The sequence below is a fragment of the Xanthomonas sp. MLO165 genome (assembly GCF_018831305.1).
Lineage (GTDB): Bacteria > Pseudomonadota > Gammaproteobacteria > Xanthomonadales > Xanthomonadaceae > Xanthomonas > Xanthomonas arboricola.
Window position 1 is genome coordinate 4676886 of sequence record NZ_CP029263.1, and the last position, 15720, is coordinate 4692605.

General features: G+C 61.2%; 9 protein-coding genes, 2 tRNA genes, 3 rRNA genes and 1 other RNA gene. 3 read left to right on the forward strand and 12 right to left on the reverse strand.

Features of this window, described 5'->3' with window-relative positions:
• Positions 1-45: 45 nt before the first annotated feature.
• Positions 46-1080 (reverse strand): DUF4272 domain-containing protein, encoded by a 1035-nt coding sequence (locus DGN21_RS19640; RefSeq protein ID WP_115510033.1) that lies wholly within the window; start codon positions 1078-1080, stop codon positions 46-48.
• 70 nt (positions 1081-1150) lie between these two features.
• Between DGN21_RS19640 and DGN21_RS19645 the strand changes: the two genes are divergently transcribed.
• Positions 1151-1226, forward strand: a non-coding RNA gene (locus DGN21_RS19645) — sX9 sRNA.
• 4 nt (positions 1227-1230) lie between these two features.
• Here the strand turns inward: DGN21_RS19645 and DGN21_RS19650 are convergent.
• Both DGN21_RS19650 and rep read right to left on the reverse strand, forming a co-directional pair.
• Positions 1231-1821, reverse strand: coding sequence for a GNAT family N-acetyltransferase (locus tag DGN21_RS19650; protein WP_215825038.1), 591 nt, complete (start codon positions 1819-1821; stop codon positions 1231-1233).
• A gap of 63 nt (positions 1822-1884) precedes the next feature.
• Positions 1885-3861: a DNA helicase Rep gene (rep, locus tag DGN21_RS19655; protein WP_215825039.1), complete on the reverse strand. Its 1977-nt coding sequence runs from the start codon at positions 3859-3861 to the stop codon at positions 1885-1887.
• A gap of 113 nt (positions 3862-3974) precedes the next feature.
• Between rep and DGN21_RS19660 the strand changes: the two genes are divergently transcribed.
• Both DGN21_RS19660 and DGN21_RS19665 read left to right on the forward strand, forming a co-directional pair.
• The gene (locus DGN21_RS19660) at positions 3975-4640 is read left to right on the forward strand and encodes a thymidine kinase (protein ID WP_024937658.1); all 666 of its coding nucleotides are present in this window, start codon (positions 3975-3977) and stop codon (positions 4638-4640) included.
• Between the two features lie 206 nt (positions 4641-4846).
• Positions 4847-6091, forward strand: a complete 1245-nt coding sequence (locus DGN21_RS19665) for a GAF domain-containing sensor histidine kinase (RefSeq protein ID WP_024937659.1) — start codon at positions 4847-4849, stop codon at positions 6089-6091.
• A gap of 147 nt (positions 6092-6238) precedes the next feature.
• On the opposite strand, the gene DGN21_RS19670 is transcribed toward DGN21_RS19665, so the two are convergent.
• From DGN21_RS19670 to DGN21_RS19710, 9 genes are all read right to left on the reverse strand, one after another.
• A complete protein-coding gene (locus DGN21_RS19670) occupies positions 6239-7840 on the reverse strand; it encodes a glucan biosynthesis protein D (RefSeq protein WP_049817991.1) in 1602 nt (533 codons plus the stop codon).
• Positions 7841-7908: 68 nt separating this feature from the next.
• Positions 7909-9012 carry a DUF4380 domain-containing protein gene (locus tag DGN21_RS19675; RefSeq protein ID WP_184551935.1) on the reverse strand — a complete coding sequence of 368 codons (1104 nt, stop codon included), beginning with the start codon at positions 9010-9012 and terminating at the stop codon, positions 7909-7911.
• A 184-nt stretch (positions 9013-9196) separates the two neighbouring features.
• On the reverse strand, positions 9197-10012 hold the full coding sequence (gene mutM / locus DGN21_RS19680; protein ID WP_126966969.1) for a bifunctional DNA-formamidopyrimidine glycosylase/DNA-(apurinic or apyrimidinic site) lyase: 816 nt from the start codon (positions 10010-10012) through the stop codon (positions 9197-9199).
• 100 nt (positions 10013-10112) lie between these two features.
• A complete protein-coding gene (locus DGN21_RS19685) occupies positions 10113-10274 on the reverse strand; it encodes a hypothetical protein (RefSeq protein ID WP_215825040.1) in 162 nt (53 codons plus the stop codon).
• 46 nt (positions 10275-10320) lie between these two features.
• Positions 10321-10435, reverse strand: a 5S ribosomal RNA gene (rrf, locus tag DGN21_RS19690).
• Between the two features lie 112 nt (positions 10436-10547).
• A 23S ribosomal RNA gene (locus DGN21_RS19695) occupies positions 10548-13428 on the reverse strand.
• A gap of 227 nt (positions 13429-13655) precedes the next feature.
• A tRNA-Ile gene (locus tag DGN21_RS19700) sits at positions 13656-13732 on the reverse strand.
• Positions 13733-13751: 19 nt separating this feature from the next.
• Positions 13752-13827, reverse strand: a tRNA-Ala gene (locus DGN21_RS19705).
• Between the two features lie 92 nt (positions 13828-13919).
• A 16S ribosomal RNA gene (locus DGN21_RS19710) occupies positions 13920-15466 on the reverse strand.
• Together the 16S, 23S and 5S rRNA genes with 2 tRNA genes alongside form the textbook arrangement of a ribosomal RNA operon.
• Positions 15467-15720 lie beyond the last annotated feature (254 nt).

A 15720-nucleotide genomic window follows, 5' to 3' on the forward strand; every position in this document is an offset into this window, starting at 1 on the left:
CTAAGGGGCTTGGCAGCACCAACGTCGCAGCGGTGCCCGCTCCGCTCAGGTCGGCGTATCGACCTCATCCCAGTCGGCGTCTTCGAAGTGCAGCAGCCAGTTGAGGGTGTAGTGACGCTCGTAGACCACGCCCGGCACGATGCCGGCCGGTGGCGGTTGCTCGCTCTGGCCGGCCTGGCGCACCGCCCAATGCAGGCGCAAGTGCCGATCCAGCGCATCCAGCAGCTCGGGCACCGGCCGTAGCGTCAGCGACGGCCGCGTCGCGGCTTCGGCATGCTCCAGCGCGCGCTGGGCCGCCAGGGGCACATCGCACAGGTCGGTCGGCTCCGGCAGCGCCTCGGCCAGCCCCAGGGCCCACTGCAGCACGGCCAGGCTCTCGTAGCGCCAGCCGAAGTTGGCGAGCTGCTGGGGCTCCGGCGCAGGCTGGGCAAAAAAGGCGCGCTCCTGCGGCGACAGTGCCGCCGCCACACCGGGCAGGCGGGTGTCCATCGCTTCCAACGCCGGTGGCGTATCGCCGGCGGCCAGCATCTCCGCGCGCAAGGCCACCGCAAACAACGCCAGCATACGCTGCGTCACCGCCGCCGCATCGCGCACCCGTGCTTCGGCCTCGCCAGGCACCGGCGGCAGGCTGGGTGGCACGCGGATGCCTTGCGCGGTCAGCTGCGCGAGTTGCTGCGCACGCCGCTGCAAGGCATCCGGCGGATACGGCACCTGCGCCTGCTCATCGAGCGCGGGCTCGCCCTGGCTGATCAGCACCCGCCCCTGCGGGTCGCGCACGCTACCGTCGGCCAGGAAACACACCGCGTTGGCCTGCTCGGCCCACTGCGCCAATTCCCCGAAGGCCGCATCGTCGACCTCGAAGGTGAAGTGCTGACGCACCCGCTGCACATGCCGCATCAGGTGATAGCGCGGCTGGGTCATCTGGCCGTCGCCGGCCTGACTTACGTAGCCGACGAAACCATGCAGATGCGTGGCCAGTTCCGGATCGGCGTGGTCACGGTGCTGCACGGCGGCGCGCGGCAGGAAATCCGGCCACAACGGCTCGCGCAGCGTGGAATAGGCGTTGACCAGCAATGGCATGCAAGTGTCCTTGTTGGGGCGACGGACACAACGACGGCGCTTATCGCCAGGCAGGTGCGGTGCGGAGGCGCTGCGCCGTTCGTCCACCGAAGTGCCTGCGCGCCGTCCCCGCCACGCTGACGACTGTTTGCTGCGTTGTGTCGGCCGCGTTCAGCGGTGAGAGTCGCCGCCAGGGTGCCGCAGGCCTGCCCGGCTGTCCATGTCGGCCGGAGCGAGCGCGATCGTGTAATACAGCACCGGATGGTCCTCCTGGCTCAACACGCGCAGGCCTTGCCGCTGCAATCCGAGTTTTTCCAGCGCGCGAATCGAATCGGCATTGTCCGGCGACACGATCGCGCACAGCTGCGGCAACCCCAGCACATCGCGCGCATGGTCCAGCACTGCGCGCCCGGCCTCGCTGACATAGCCCTTGCCGCGATGCTCGGGCAGCAGTGCAAAGCCGATATGCGGCATCGGCAAGGTATCGCGGCACAACAACCCCAATGTGCCGGCAAACGCCCCTTCCGCGCGCGTCTCCACCGCCCAGTGCGCAAAGCCGTATTTTTCCTGGTGCGCCTGCGCCCACTCACGCAGATGATCACGCGCCTGCTCGCGGGTGCGCACACCGCGGTCGTTGATGCCGGCGATGAAACCAGGGTCGTTGACCAGCGTCAGCACTGCGTCGGCATCGCGCTCGGGATCCAGCGTACGCAGGCGCAAACGCGGGGTTTCGATCACGTCAGTCACGGCGCACTCCGGCATCAGGGCAAACCAGACTGCCGTGCAGGCGTGTCGCTGGCAAGCCTGCGTGGTACGCAACAACCGCTAGTCGAACAACGCCTGGATCGCCGCCAAGCCCGCGCTGGCGCGCTCTTTCTTGCGCTCGGCATCGGCCACCGGGTCGGCACCATCGCGCTGCAATTCCTCGGCCGGGATCTCGTCGAAGAAGCGGCTGGGCTTGAGCCGCACATGCTCGCCGAACTTGCGCGTCAATTTGCTGTGGCTCATCCACAGCTGCTCCTTGGCGCGGGTGATGCCCACATACAGCAGCCGGCGTTCTTCCTGCAGGTTGCCTTCTTCCAGGCTCACTTCATGCGGCAGCACGCCGTCCTCGCAGCCGACGATGAACACATAACGAAATTCCAGGCCCTTGGACGCGTGCATGGTCATCATGCGTACCTGGTTGCCGCCATCGTCCTTGTCGTTGCGCGACAACAACGCCAGCTGCGCGGCCAGATCGCTGGCACTTGCACCACGCGGGCCGCCTTCGAACCACTCGGCCAACTCGTCCAGATTGCGCTTGCGCCGCTGGAAGCCGGTTTCGTCCTTGGACTGGTTGCGCAGGTCGTTGAGCAGGCCGGATTTGTCGGCCAGCATGCGTACCAGCTCCCCCGCCGGCAGCCTGGCCGAATGCTCGCGCATATCGCGCAGGATATCGGTGAACGCACTCAGGCCATTGGCCGCACGCGGCGGCAGGTGCTGCAGCGCGCCCATCGACTCGGCCGCGCGCGACATCGGCACCGACTTCGCACTGGCAAGCTCGGCCAACCGCGCCAGCGAGGTCGCACCGACCTCGCGCTTGGGCGACTGCACTGCGCGCAAAAACGCCGCGTCATCTTCGGGGTTGACGATCAGCCGCAACCACGACAGCACGTCCTTGACTTCCTGCCGCTCCAGAAACGCAGTGCCACCGGTCAGGTGATACGGCACGCGCAGCAGCTGCAGGGCTTTTTCCAGCGGCCGCGATTGGAAATTGCCGCGAAACAGGATGCAGAAATCGCTCCACGGCACCTGCTTGGCGGTACCCAGGAACGAGATCTCGGCGGCGACCTTTTCCGCTTCGTGCTCGCTGTCGCGGCATTCCCACACGCGGATGCGCTCACCGTCGGCCTGGTCGCTCCACAGGGTCTTCAAGTGCTCGTGCGGGTTGTGCGCGATCAAGGCATTGGCCGCACGCAGCACGCGGTTGGAGCAGCGGTAGTTCTGTTCCAGCTTGATGATTTCCAGCGCCGGATAATCGCGGCCCATCTGCTGCAGGTTTTCCGGATTGGCACCACGCCAGGCGTAGATGCTCTGATCGTCGTCGCCCACGCAGGTGAAGTTGCCGCGCGGCCCGGCCAGCATTTTCAACAGCCGGTACTGCGCATCGTTGGTGTCCTGGCACTCGTCCACCAGCAGGTAGCCGATGCGCTCGCGCCAGCCCATCACGATCTCTTCGTTGGCCTCCAGGATCTGCACCGGCAGGCGGATCAGATCGTCGAAGTCCACCGCGTTGAAGGTGGTCAGCCGCGCCTGGTAGCGCTCGTACAGGCTGGCGGCTTCCTTTTCGCGATTGCTGCGTGCCGCTGCCATCGCCTGTTCGGGCGACATGCCGGCGTTCTTGGCGCGCGAGATCAGGTTCTTGGCATCTTCGATCGCATCGGGCTTGGCGCCGTGCATCAGGTCCTTGATCTGGGCGGCGGCATCGTCGGAATCGAAGATCGAAAAGCCGCGCTTCAAGCCGGCAGCGGCGTGCTCGATCTGCAGGAACTTCAGCCCCAGCGCGTGGAAGGTACAGATGGTCAGGCCATCGGCGCCATCGCCACGGATGCGCTTGGCCACACGCTCGCGCATTTCCTTGGCCGACTTGTTGGTGAAGGTGATCGCGGCGATGCGCTTGGCCGGATAGCGGCCGGTGGCGATCAGGTGCGCGATCTTCTCCACGATCACGCGCGTCTTGCCGCTGCCGGCACCGGCCAGCACCAACAAGGGACCTTCGCAGTGCAGCACTGCGGCGCTTTGCGGGGGATTGAGACCGTGCATAGAGGCTTCCAACAGAGCAGGCCATTGTACCGGCGCCGCGCCGGGCAGGCCCGCGCCGCCGGTTCATGCAGATGGCCGTCACCTCCGGCCGCCCGGCCCGGTAAAATCCACCGATGGCCAAGCTCTACTTCTACTACTCGGCAATGAATGCCGGCAAGACCACCACCTTGCTGCAGTCGGCGCACAACTACCGCGAACGCGGCATGCGCACCTTGATCCTCACGCCAAAGCTCGATCACCGCGCCGGCAGCGGCGTGGTGGCCTCGCGGATCGGCCTGCGCGCGGACGGGCGCACCTTCGATCGCGGCACCGAGTTGCAGCAACTGATCGAACGCGACATCCAGGCCGAAGGCGCGCTGCATTGCGTGCTGGTGGACGAGGCGCAGTTCCTCAACCGTGGCCAGGTCTGGCAGTTGAGCGAGGTGGTCGACCGCCTGCGCATTCCGGTGCTGTGCTACGGCCTGCGGACCGACTTCCGCGGCGAGCTGTTCGAGGGCAGCCAGTTCCTGCTGGCCTGGGCCGACGAGCTGGAGGAGATCAAGACCATCTGCCATAGCGGCAGCAAGGCCACCATGACCGTGCGCGTGGATGCGCAAGGCCACGCGGTGCAGGACGGCCCGCAGGTGGAGATCGGCGGCAACGAGCGCTACGTGTCGGTCAGCCGCGCCGAGTTCAAGAAGATCATGCGTGGCGAAGGCCGCATCGACCCGCTGCAGATCGCGTTGCCGCTGCCGCCTGCGGGCTCGTCGGACAGGGAAACCGGCACGGGGACGGGCTGAAGAATTCAGCCAAAACGCTGTCGACGCATTGCCCCGGTATGCACGTGTGATGCGCCGCTAAACCCCTGCAGGCATTCGATCGCCGCTGTATTTCCGCTACACATCAACAGGCGTATCGTTGCCGTGCCGTTGCAGCGATCCACGCGCAACCAGGCGCAACCGCAGTCCTGTAAACTGGCGACCATCCACTTGTCGGGAGGCAATTCATGGGTCCGCTTCCTCCCGAGTTACGCGCAGATATCGCGCGTGTTGGCCGGCTATCGTCGGTCCCGGATGTCCTGACCATTCTCACCCGTCTGACCGGCATGGGGTTTGCGGCTGTTGCGCGCGTGACCGATACGCGCTGGATCACCTGCCAGGTCCGCGACGAGCTGTCGTTCGGCCTGGCGCCCGGCGACGAGCTGCCCCTGGTCACCACCTTCTGCGACAGCGTGCGTACCCAGGGCAACGCCTTGTGGTTCGGCCATGCCTCCGAGCACCCGGTCTTCCGCGATCACCCCACGCCGCGGCTGTACGGCTTCGAGAGCTATGTGTCGGTGCCGATCAAGTTCGACGACGGCAGCGTGTTCGGCACCTTGTGCGCGCTGGACCCGTTGCCGCGCGTCATGGACGCGCCGATGGTGGAAAAGGTCGAGCTGCTGGCGCAACTGCTGGCAGCGCAGATCCAGGCCGAACAACGCGCCGAAGAGAGCGCGCAGGAATCGCGGCGCGCACGCAGCGAGCTGGGGCGTATCGGCGCCTCCGCGCGCCTGCGCGAAGAATTCATCGGCATCCTTGGCCACGATCTGCGCAACCCGCTGCAGTCCATGCATGCGGTGGTGGACATGCTGGCGATCGACCCGCTCAACCAGCGCCAGGGCGGCGCGATCCGGTCGATGCAGCGCAGCCTGCGGCGCATGGAAGAACTGATCGACTTCGCCAACGATTTCGCGCGCGGTATCGAACGCGACTGGCTGCAACTGGACTACGGCAACGGCAGCGATCTGCTCGATGCCTTGTCGCAGGTCGTCGACGAAACCCGCGCCGCGTACCCGAACCAGGTGCTGTCCACACATGTGGCCATCGACGAGCCAGTGCATGGCGATGCGGTGCGCCTGGCGCAGATGTTCGGCAGCCTGATGATCAACGCCGTGGTGCAGGGGCAACAGAGTTCGCTGATCAAGGCGGTCGCGGTCACCGAGCAGGGCCGCCTGCGCATCGAGGTCTGCAATCTGGACGGGATCGATCCACGCCGGCTCGACGTGCTGCAGGCCTCCACCCACGTGCACACCGGCGGACGCGCCTTGCCCGAAGTGGATCTGGGCCTGCACATGGCCGCCCAGATCGCCCGGGCCCATCAAGGCGAACTGCGCATCCTCAGCGGCAAGGACGGCACCTGCTTCCGGGTGGACCTGGCCTGCGTGCGCCCGCGTGCGCGCATGCAGTTGGTCAACAGCTCGACGTCGGCCTGAGTCCGAGGCGCCTGGGCGCCGCATCCGCGACTGTGCGGCTGTAACGCAGCCGCGGTCGCCATTCGAAATCGGCGGCCTGTCGTCACTGCGCCATCCGCACCTGCGTGACAATCGCCCACCTCATCGGTCGCGCGACGTCCCTGTGCGCTAGTAGACCTTGCGCTCGCTCGCCGGCGGCGGCGTCCACTGGTACAGCCAGGTTTCGGTCAGCGGCTTGCCGTTGGCGCGCAGGAACAGGCGGATATCGATCTGCCGGGTGCTGTCATCCGGCGGCACCAGGTCGAACATCGCCCGGTAGCCCTTGAGCTCATGCAGCGGACGCGCCGACACGATCTCGGTGCTGCCACGCGACACCTGGAGGATGGCCTCGACCTTGGCTTTCGGGTCCTTGACCAACGCAGCCAGTTCGCCCCCGGCAAAATCCACCGCAAACCGCCACGAGAAATGGCTGCGCTTCTGCCCGACGATGCCGCCCAGGCCGGTGCGCGTGGCCACGCAGTGCGCCAGCGGCGAGCTGGCCGGCGGATGCGCGCCCCAATACAACCGGTACCCCATCAGCAACTCTTGCCCCGGCTGCGGTTTGTCCTGCGGATTCCAGAACGCCACGATGTTGTCGAAGGTCTCGTCCACGGTCGGAATCTCGACCAGTTGCACCGAGCCCTTGCCCCAGCCGTTCTTGGGTTCCACCCACAGGCAGGGGCGCTTCTCGTAGAACACGCCGTCGTCCTGGTAATGGTCGAAGTTGCGATCGCGCTGCAGCAGGCCGAATCCGCGCGGATTCTCATCGACGAACATGTTGAAGCGCAGCTGCGGCGGATTGCACAACGGCCGCCAGATCCACTCGCCGCCGCCGGTCCACATCGCCAGGCCATCGGTGTCGTGGATTTCCGGCCGCCAGTCCCAGTCCATGCGGCGATCGTTTTCGCCGACCTGGTACATGCTGGTGCATGGGCCGATGCCCAATCGCTCGATGGTCTTGCGCGGATAGAGCGCGCTGTCGATCTCCATCACCAGCACCTCGCCATTGGTGATGGCAAAGCGATACGCACCGGCAACGCTGGGCGAATCCAGCAGCCCGTACACCACCACGGTGTTCGAATCGTCGGCCGGCTGCTCCAGGTAATAGGCGATGAAGTCCGGAAACTCCTCCGGCCCGCCGGTGCCGGTGTCGATCGCCAGCCCGCGCGCCGACTGTCCGTACTGGCCTTCCTTGCCGACCGCACGGAAATAGCTCGCGCCCAGGAAGGCCGAGAAATCACGATCGGTGTCCTTGCGCGTATTGAGACGGAACCCGGCAAAGCCCAGGTCCTTGGGCAACTGCTTGCCGCCCAGCCCGCTGCTGCCGTAATCGAACGCCGCCGGGTCGTAGGCAAGTTGCTGCGCCTTGCCGTCGACGATGTCGTAGATGTGCACGGGGGTGTGGAAATACAGCCCCAGATGGAAGAACTTCGCCTGGAACTTGCCGTTGCCGTCGGCCCACAGCGCATGGTCCTGGCGGTAGCGGATCGACTGGTATTGATCCCAGTTCAACGCCTCCAACGACCCCGGGAGCAGCTGCTTATGGCTCTTGTAAGGCGCCGTGGCCAAGGCACGCGCCTGCCCCTTGAGCCAGCCATAGTCGAACGGCTGCGGCTGCCCCAGGCGACGCAGTCCAACGGCCTTGGCCGCCAACGCCCACTGCGGCAGCGCCGGCAAACCGAGCGCGGCCAATGCGGCGGCGGCATTCTTCAGGAAGTGGCGTCGTTGCATGCGCATCGGTCTGCTCAGGGAATGGCCGCCATCATAGCCACAGCTCGGCACGAAGGTGAATGCGGAGGTCAGGGCGCGGCAGACGAAGGCGCGCACGCATTGGTCAGTTGCAGCTCTTGCGCCTTGCTGCACAGGAACTGGTGTTGCGCCTGCTGCGCGTCGGGTCCGGTGTAGCACAGCAAGGTCCATTGCTCGTTCGCCTGCATGCGCTCGCCCGGCGCCAGCTGCCGGTACGGTGCGTGTACTTCCATTTCCAGCAGTCCGCGCTCGGGATGCTGCGGCGGCGCGTCCAGATACAGCTCCACCTGCCCTTGCTCCGGATGGATCGCGGACAGCGGCTGGTGCGCAAAGCGGATCACCAGCACCTGGTCGCCCGCAAAGCCTGCCATCCAGCCTGCCGAAGGCTGCAACAACACCTTGCCACGCTGAATCAGCCCGTCCTGACGTGCATCGGCACGCAATGCAAACACGCCGCCGTGATGCCGGTAGGCCGGCGCAACCGTGCCGGCCTCGGTCGGCGGCTGGAGGCGAATGTCTGCCGCGTCGGCAACCGGCACGAACACGCGCGTGCTCGCCGCGACACGCGTGTTGAACCACAGATCCCAGGCGATGGACTCGCTGCGGATATTGCGGGCGGTGGCCTCCACCTCCACGGTATCGTCACGTGTCGATGAAAGAGCCACGCGCTTGCGTAGCTGCACGCCGGTGACCGGACTTGGCACGCCTTCCAGGATCAGGTGATCGCCACTACGTGTGACTGCACGTGTGGTTGCCAACGACAGATACGGATCCGGTGGCCAAACTGCGGTGGCCGCCTTACGTGTCGGGTTGACCTGTTGATGCACCCACCACTGACTCTGCGGCCCCACCCAGACATCGTGGCCGAGGTACGGGATATCGCCTGCAGTCGCGGACACTTCTGGCGCGGGCTGCTGATCAACTGCCTCACCCGTCTTCAACACGTTGGGGTGTCCACGCAAATTGAAAGACAGCACGCGCCCACCGAACGCGGGCGTGGCACTGAGTTCAACAACTCGGTTGTGCAACTGGATGCGCTCAACTGCGGGTTTGGTGCTGGACATAAGCTCATCCGCGCATGCGCCTGTTGCCAGCGGCAACGCTGATGCAACCACAAGCATGATCGGCATAACGTAGCGCAGTGAGGCAGGCATGGACGACTCCAATCGCAGGACGTCACGATTGTGGCGCGATGCACGGCAACGCACCATCAAGCAATGGGCCACTGTGGCTTCAAGCGCGCCGTTTGCTGTTACCCGAGGGCTACTCGCCAGCTGTCGTAGCTGACGCAGAACTGGAGGCTGGTGTTTCGATCAGCGTGGGTCAGCTGGCCGGCGTTCAACGCTGGCAACTGCTGCACCACACCGTCGCACGTTGCCCGATCGTGGCGTGTTTCAACACACGTCCACACTGCTTGCAGGTTTCACCCTCGCGCCCATACACCGTGAGTTCCTGCTCGAAGTAACCGGGCGCCCCGTCCGGGCTGATGAAATCGCGCAGCGTGGTTCCGCCGCGCTGGATGGCGTAACCGAGGATGTCTTTCACTGCCGTGGCCAGACGCCGGTAACGGTCCAACGACACTTTGCCCGCTTCGCGTAATGGGCTGATTCCGGCGCGATGCAGGCTTTCTGCCGCATAGATATTCCCCACGCCGACGACGACCGCCTGATCCATCAGAAAGGTTTTCACTGCCGCGCGCCGGCCATGCGCCAATGCATGCAGATAATCGCCAGTAAATGCATCCGATAAGGGTTCCGGGCCGAGTGCCGCCAGCAGATCGTGCACGTGTGCATCGCTCTGCCACAACAGGCAACCAAACCGACGCGGATCGTTGAAGCGCAGGACACGGCCATTTTCCAGGCTGATATCCACGTGATCGTGCGCCCGCGGCGGGGTATCGCCGGGTAAGACGCGCAGGCTTCCGGACATTCCAAGATGCAGCAGCGCGCTGCCGCCGGCATCGGTATCGATCAACAGGTATTTGGCCCGGCGACGCACATCGGTGATGGTCGCACCGGGCAACAAGCGCTCGATCTGCTCGGGAATGGGCCAGCGCAGGTCGGGGCGTCGCAGGATGACGCCATGGATGCGTTGGCCAACCAGATGCGGAGCCAGGCCACGCAAAGTGGTTTCGACTTCGGGCAGCTCGGGCATGCAGGTCTCCAATCGTCCAGGCCGGCGGTACGCCGGCACGGATCAATATGGTGGCCAACGGCAGTAAATCCAGCTCGTCGCCCCAGTCTCGTTACGGTGCTCAATTGCGCCTAGAGCGTCCGAATGCCGTGGTGAGATTCGGACCTTTGCCTTTGGCTTTGCCTTTGGCTTTGCCTTTGGCTTTGGCTTTGGCTTTGGCTTTGGCTTTGGCTTTGGCTTTGGCTTTGGCTTTGGCTTTGGCCAGTTGTCTTAAATTTCGCACAAAAAGAAACCCTCAGTCCTATTGGACTGAGGGTTTCGGGTAAAGCCCCTGGCGATGACCTACTCTCGCATGGCTTGAGCCACACTACCATCGGCGCAGCTGCGTTTCACTTCCGAGTTCGGGATGGGATCGGGTGGTTCCACAGCGCTAATTTCACCAGGGAGACGGTTGGAGCAGCGCTTGATAGCGCTCGTCTCGCATAGGTAACTTGTGACGTAGCTTGCGTTTGGTGATCTACCAACGTTCGTTGGGACCAAGGCAACTTGAGGTTATATGGTCAAGCCGCACGGATCATTAGTATCAGTTAGCTCAATACATTGCTGTACTTACACACCTGACCTATCAACCACATAGTCTATATGGTTCCTTTAGGGGGCTTGTGCCCCGGGAAGTCTCATCTTGAGGCGCGCTTCCCGCTTAGATGCTTTCAGCGGTTATCGCTTCCGAACATAGCTACCCGGCAATGCCACTGGCGTGACAACCGGAACACCAGAGGTTCGTCCACTCCGGTCCTCTCGTACTAGGAGCAGCCCCTCTCAAACTTCCAACGCCCATGGCAGATAGGGACCGAACTGTCTCACGACGTTCTGAACCCAGCTCGCGTACCACTTTAAATGGCGAACAGCCATACCCTTGGGACCGACTACAGCCCCAGGATGTGATGAGCCGACATCGAGGTGCCAAACACCGCCGTCGATATGAACTCTTGGGCGGTATCAGCCTGTTATCCCCGGAGTACCTTTTATCCGTTGAGCGATGGCCCTTCCATACAGAACCACCGGATCACTAAGACCTACTTTCGTACCTGCTTGATCCGTCGATCTTGCAGTCAAGCACGCTTATGCCTTTGCACACAGTGCGCGATGTCCGACCGCGCTGAGCGTACCTTCGTGCTCCTCCGTTACTCTTTAGGAGGAGACCGCCCCAGTCAAACTACCCACCATACACGGTCCCTGATCCGGATAACGGATCTAGGTTAGAACGTCAAGCACGACAGGGTGGTATTTCAAGGATGGCTCCACTGCAGCTAGCGCCACAGTTTCATAGCCTCCCACCTATCCTACACAGACGAACTCAACGTTCAGTGTAAAGCTATAGTAAAGGTTCACGGGGTCTTTCCGTCTTGCCACGGGAACGCTGCATCTTCACAGCGATTTCAATTTCACTGAGTCTCGGGTGGAGACAGCGCCGCTGTCGTTACGCCATTCGTGCAGGTCGGAACTTACCCGACAAGGAATTTCGCTACCTTAGGACCGTTATAGTTACGGCCGCCGTTTACTGGGGCTTCGATCAAGAGCTTCGCCTTGCGGCTGACCCCATCAATTAACCTTCCAGCACCGGGCAGGCGTCACACCCTATACGTCCACTTTCGTGTTTGCAGAGTGCTGTGTTTTTGATAAACAGTCGCAGCGGCCTGGTTTCTGCGACCCTCTTCAGCTATAGCTCGCATGAGCCACCAAAAAGGGTGCACCTTCTCCCGAAGTTACGGTGCCATGTTGCCTAGTTCCTTCACCCGAGTTCTCTCAAGCGCCTGAGAATTCTCATCCTACCCACCTGTGTCGGTTTACGGTACGGTCTTCGTGAGCTGAAGCTTAGGAGCTTTTCCTGGAAGCGTGGTATCAGTGACTTCGCCATAAAGGCTCGTCTCGGTGCTCGGTCTTAAAGGATCCCGGATTTGCCAAAGATCCAAACCTACCGCCTTTCCCCGGGACAACCAACGCCCGGTACACCTAACCTTCTCCGTCCCTCCATCGCACTCACGCGAGGTGCAGGAATATTAACCTGCTTCCCATCGACTACGGCTTTCGCCCTCGCCTTAGGGACCGACTAACCCTGCGTCGATTAACGTTGCGCAAGGAAACCTTGGGCTTTCGGCGTGCGGGCTTTTCACCCGCATTATCGTTACTCATGTCAGCATTCGCACTTCCGATACCTCCAGCAGACTTCTCAATCCACCTTCGCAGGCTTACGGAACGCTCCTCTACCGCGCATAAAACAAGTTTTATGCACCCCAAGCTTCGGTTCACTGCTTAGCCCCGTTAAATCTTCCGCGCAGACCGACTCGACCAGTGAGCTATTACGCTTTCTTTAAAGGGTGGCTGCTTCTAAGCCAACCTCCTGGCTGTCTATGCCTTTCCACATCGTTTTCCACTTAGCAGTGAATTTGGGACCTTAGCTGTGGGTCTGGGTTGTTTCCCTTTTCACGACGGACGTTAGCACCCGCCGTGTGTCTCCCGGATAGTACGTACTGGTATTCGGAGTTTGCAATGGTTTGGTAAGTCGCGATGACCCCCTAGCCATAACAGTGCTCTACCCCCAGTAGTATTCGTCCGAGGCGCTACCTAAATAGCTTTCGAGGAGAACCAGCTATCTCCGGGTTCGATTAGCTTTTCACTCCTAATCACAGCTCATCCCCGTCTTTTGCAACAGACGTGGGTTCGGGCCTCCAGTACCTGTTACGGCACCTTCACCCTGGCCATGACTAGATCACCCGGTTTCGGGTCTACTGCCCGCGACTATGCGCCCTTATCAGACTCGGTTTCCCTTCGCCTCCCCTATACGGTTAAGCTTGCCACGAACAGTAAGTCGCTGACCCATTATACAAAAGGTACGCAGTCACTCTTGCGAGCTCCTACTGCTTGTACGCACACGGTTTCAGGATCTATTTCACTCCCCTCTCCGGGGTTCTTTTCGCCTTTCCCTCACGGTACTGGTTCACTATCGGTCGGTCAGGAGTATTTAGCCTTGGAGGATGGTCCCCCCATATTCAGACAGGGTTTCACGTGCCCCGCCCTACTCGTCTTCACTGGAGTGGCCCTTTTAAATACAGGGCTATCACCTTCTATGGCCAATCTTTCCAGATTGTTTTTCTAAAGCCATTCCAGCTTAAGGGCTGCTCCCCGTTCGCTCGTCACTACTTAGGGAATCTCGGTTGATTTCTTTTCCTCCGGTTACTTAGATATTTCAGTTCACCGGGTTCGCTTCCAGCAGCTATGAATTCACTGCAGGATACTGCCGAAGCAGTGGGTTTCCCCATTCGGACATTGCCGGATCAAAGCTTGTTGCCAGCTCCCCGACACTTTTCGCAGGCTACCACGTCCTTCATCGCCTCTGACCGCCTAGGCATCCACCGTGTGCGCTTATTCGCTTGACCATATAACCCCAAGTTGCCTCGGAGCTACATGCCGTGTTGTGTGGGGTACAAAGCCACCAACGCGAACATACGACTCAATTATTTAGGGACTCGAAGTCCCCGCCTTAGCCTCAACGACACGTTTAGATAGATATCTCAAACGCTCGCTACGTCACAAGTTATAAAAGAACATGTATCAGCCTCAACGCTGATCCATATAAATTCTTAAGTGTGCACTACATTCAGAGTGGTGGGTCTGGGTAGACTCGAACTACCGACCTCACCCTTATCAGGGGTGCGCTCTAACCACCTGAGCTACAGACCCGAAGTCTTTTCACTCAATATGGTGGAGCCTGTCGGGATCGAACCGACGACCCCCTGCTTGCAAAGCAGGTGCTCTCCCAGCTGAGCTAAGGCCCCAAAAGGGACTTCGCATACCGACCTGTGCCGGTATGAATCTCTGAATGCAGGTAATTTGTGAGGACGCCCGCAAGACGATGACGTCATGCTCAAAAGGAGGTGATCCAGCCGCACCTTCCGATACGGCTACCTTGTTACGACTTCACCCCAGTCATCGGCCACACCGTGGCAAGCGCCCTCCCGAAGGTTAAGCTACCTGCTTCTGGTGCAACAAACTCCCATGGTGTGACGGGCGGTGTGTACAAGGCCCGGGAACGTATTCACCGCAGCAATGCTGATCTGCGATTACTAGCGATTCCGACTTCATGGAGTCGAGTTGCAGACTCCAATCCGGACTGAGATAGGGTTTCTGGGATTGGCTTACCCTCGCGGGTTTGCAGCCCTCTGTCCCTACCATTGTAGTACGTGTGTAGCCCTGGTCGTAAGGGCCATGATGACTTGACGTCATCCCCACCTTCCTCCGGTTTGTCACCGGCGGTCTCCTTAGAGTTCCCACCATTACGTGCTGGCAACTAAGGACAAGGGTTGCGCTCGTTGCGGGACTTAACCCAACATCTCACGACACGAGCTGACGACAGCCATGCAGCACCTGTCTCACGGTTCCCGAAGGCACCAATCCATCTCTGGAAAGTTCCGTGGATGTCAAGACCAGGTAAGGTTCTTCGCGTTGCATCGAATTAAACCACATACTCCACCGCTTGTGCGGGCCCCCGTCAATTCCTTTGAGTTTCAGTCTTGCGACCGTACTCCCCAGGCGGCGAACTTAACGCGTTAGCTTCGATACTGCGTGCCAAATTGCACCCAACATCCAGTTCGCATCGTTTAGGGCGTGGACTACCAGGGTATCTAATCCTGTTTGCTCCCCACGCTTTCGTGCCTCAGTGTCAGTGTTGGTCCAGGTAGCCGCCTTCGCCACGGATGTTCCTCCCGATCTCTACGCATTTCACTGCTACACCGGGAATTCCGCTACCCTCTACCACACTCTAGTGACCCAGTATCCACTGCAATTCCCAGGTTGAGCCCAGGGCTTTCACAACAGACTTAAACCACCACCTACGCACGCTTTACGCCCAGTAATTCCGAGTAACGCTTGCACCCTTCGTATTACCGCGGCTGCTGGCACGAAGTTAGCCGGTGCTTATTCTTTGGGTACCGTCAGAACAATCGGGTATTAACCGACTGCTTTTCTTTCCCAACAAAAGGGCTTTACAACCCGAAGGCCTTCTTCACCCACGCGGCATGGCTGGATCAGGCTTGCGCCCATTGTCCAATATTCCCCACTGCTGCCTCCCGTAGGAGTCTGGACCGTGTCTCAGTTCCAGTGTGGCTGATCATCCTCTCAGACCAGCTACGGATCGTCGCCTTGGTGGGCCTTTACCCCGCCAACTAGCTAATCCGACATCGGCTCATTCAATCGCGCGAAGCCCGAAGGTCCTCCGCTTTCACCCGTAGGTCGTATGCGGTATTAGCGTAAGTTTCCCTACGTTATCCCCCACGAAAGAGTAGATTCCGATGTATTCCTCACCCGTCCGCCACTCGCCACCCATAAGAGCAAGCTCTTACTGTGCTGCCGTTCGACTTGCATGTGTTAGGCCTGCCGCCAGCGTTCACTCTGAGCCAGGATCAAACTCTTCACTTAAAATTACATGCCCGAAGGCAAATTACTTTAGCTGCAGAAGTTCAACCACTGGCAACTTATCGCTTGCAAAGCAATTAATATGTTGCATTTTGATTAAACGTCTGCAAGATGGACAATCATCCTTCCTGCAGGCGTCCGCACAAATTACCTGCGCACACTGTCAAAGAACATTGGGAAGCGGCCTCAGCGCCGTTCCCGTCAGCTTCGTCGTTTCCGTCGAAGCGAGCCGCCCATTATAGCGGGCTTTTTCTTGC

Excerpts from the sequence above, each read along its gene's own strand:
- DGN21_RS19640 (WP_115510033.1), bottom strand. The coding sequence starts at position 1,080 with ATGCCATTGCTGGTCAACGCCTATTCCACGCTGCGCGAGCCGTTGTGG.
- DGN21_RS19650 (WP_215825038.1), bottom strand. The coding sequence starts at position 1,821 with ATGCCGGAGTGCGCCGTGACTGACGTGATCGAAACCCCGCGTTTGCGC.
- rep (WP_215825039.1), bottom strand. The coding sequence starts at position 3,861 with ATGCACGGTCTCAATCCCCCGCAAAGCGCCGCAGTGCTGCACTGCGAA.
- DGN21_RS19660 (WP_024937658.1), top strand. The coding sequence starts at position 3,975 with ATGGCCAAGCTCTACTTCTACTACTCGGCAATGAATGCCGGCAAGACC.
- DGN21_RS19665 (WP_024937659.1), top strand. The coding sequence starts at position 4,847 with ATGGGTCCGCTTCCTCCCGAGTTACGCGCAGATATCGCGCGTGTTGGC.
- DGN21_RS19670 (WP_049817991.1), bottom strand. The coding sequence starts at position 7,840 with ATGCAACGACGCCACTTCCTGAAGAATGCCGCCGCCGCATTGGCCGCG.
- DGN21_RS19675 (WP_184551935.1), bottom strand. The coding sequence starts at position 9,012 with ATGCCTGCCTCACTGCGCTACGTTATGCCGATCATGCTTGTGGTTGCA.
- mutM (WP_126966969.1), bottom strand. The coding sequence starts at position 10,012 with ATGCCCGAGCTGCCCGAAGTCGAAACCACTTTGCGTGGCCTGGCTCCG.